The 2,362-nt window shown below is 48.5% G+C and carries 1 protein-coding gene; it reads left to right on the forward strand.

Annotated features, from left to right (window positions below; all coding sequences use genetic code 11):
- Positions 1–154 precede the first annotated feature (154 nt).
- Entirely contained in the window at positions 155–2,263 is a 2,109-nt protein-coding gene (locus ACX0G9_RS31580; protein WP_459068989.1) for a DUF7849 domain-containing protein, read from the forward strand.
- The last annotated feature ends 99 nt before the right edge of the window (positions 2,264–2,362 follow it).

A 2,362-nucleotide genomic window follows, 5' to 3' on the forward strand; every position in this document is an offset into this window, starting at 1 on the left:
GCTTAGCCCTTTAACAGGAAATCGTTAAAAATGGGACTTCGTCCGATTGACCCGTGGTCAATCTTGTTCCCGTTAAAAGGCTATTTTAGCAGCCTTGCCCTCTTTTTAGTAGCCGAATCCTCTTTGTACCGTTAACCTATAGATAATCAAAATCATGCAAAGAACTGCGCTTACTTTATTTTTTCTGCTGGCGATCGGTGGCGCCTGTGTTGCACAGGATTCGATCCCCCCTGAAATCCGGGTCGAGGAGAGAGGGGACAGCGTGCGGTTTTCGGCCGGGCTTCGTCCACTTCGGCAGATTGCCGGTGCTCCGGCATCTTTCTATTCCTATTTCTGGGAATTGGGCGATGGTCATTTCAGTTTCGACAAGGAACCGGTGTATTCTTACCGGGATACGGGATTATATAAAGTGCGGCTTTACGCTACCAATAATTATGACGATGGCAAAGCACCCCCTACAAGGCCCCATCCGGTGAGAATCAGGAAAAAACCTACCGGCTCCAATGTCTGGGCCTCGCATTTTTTCCGGAGCAATGGCAATATCGAAATGAAGATCAATCGCAATCCCAGGCCAGGCGAGAATTTTGTAACGGTGATCGGATATCGGAACCAATCCTCGGATACCGTAACGGGAACCATTGCCCTTTTCTTCAATGAGCGGCAATTCGGCAAGGAGGGGTTTGGCTTGGCAGAACAACGGTTTTACAACGGAGAAGATAGCTCATCCCTATATTCCTTAATGGCAAAACTTTCCCCCCGCAGCCTGCAGGAAGAGGCCATATCCGATCCATATGCCGGTTGGTACAGTAAGCAACCCAGTAGTAGTCAACCCAGGGAAAAAAACGGCATAGGGTGGCAGGTCGCCGGATCCGCAGACAGAGAGGCCCGGATACCGGCCCAGGTCGGGATAAGGGGGGAGATCCGCTGGGAAGGAGAAATAGCAACCCCGGCAGAGGATGAGGCGGCGCCCGCCACAGCAGCCCGGTCCATGTTACGAACCTTACAACAGACTTATACAAAACATACCGTCCTGCATTTTCCGGCTATCCGATCCGGGGAAGAGAAGTTTTTATTTATTGACATGAACACCCTGCCCGGCCTGTTACAGGATACCAATGCAACCGTTGGGATTACGGCCATCCTGGTGCCGGACAATCCTTCCCTCCCCCCCGAGCTTTACCAGTTGGACATGCAGGTGGTCGCTTCCCATGACCCCAATCGCATGCAGTTGAAGTCCAGACGGATCAACTACCGTTTCATGGGCAAGAAAAAGGAATTGACCTATCATATTCAATTTCAAAATACCGGCAGAGGACCTGCTAAAAAGATTTCCATCGGTGTAGCCATTCCCAAACAACTCAATAGCCAAAGTATCGAATTGAAAAGTATAAGCCCGGCCTGTACGAGGTGTGATTCGGTATACAACCGTCAAAGCTGCATCGATACGATCCGTAGTAATGACAGCATTTATTTTGTATTCAGGAATATCTATCTCCCGGGCCTGAACCAAGAGGGAGTCTCGGATCAGGATTCTACCAAAGGGTTCATCGAGTATTCTATCCGGTTTAAAAAGAAACCAAAAAAAATCCCTTTCAGCAGCCGCGCCTCTATTGTATTCGACAAAAATGAACCGGTGTTGACCAACAAGGCTACTGCAAAATTCATCAAAGGGATCTCTCCGGGCATCATGGTTGGTTATAGCGCATTGCCCACCAATGGTGGCTACTCAGCAAGAGGTCCCTTGCAGTTCGGGTATGTGCTGGCCCCCTATGCGCCTTCCCGCCCTTTTTTCCAGGTAGAGGCCTTTGTTGGGTTATTGCAACAAGATCAATTTACAAGCAATATCGTAAAAGATCAACGCGATACCCTGATCGGTGGTCAGGTGTTCATAATCACCGGTCGTTCTTCGAAAACCACCATTCAGCGGAACAGCTTTGAACTGACCCCCCTGCATTACCGCTATAATATCGGCAACTGGATCGGGGTTGGGATTGGAGCTATGGCACAGATAAATATCTCCGAACAGACCACTACAGAAAATAAGGCCTATTTCATTACCCAGCAATTGCCGCTGAACGTCTTAACCGCAGTGAGTAAAGTGAAATCCGATATTCGCTGGCTGGGCAATTGGAACGCAGCGCCCTTTGCAGACCTGCAGGTTGGCCGGGTAAAGAGCGGCCCCGTACTCGGGGTTCGTTATATGCGGCTCCTTAATGGAGATATCAAGGACCGGTTTTTTTTGTATGCTGGATTTAAATTATAGTTAATCGCAATAATTAATTAATAATCATTGTTGTCCGGATAAATCCGGGTTAAAATAGTCTGTATCCTTTTATTGAAGCGGGATACAGGTTAAAAATCG

The organism is Flavitalea flava (genome assembly GCF_054461575.1).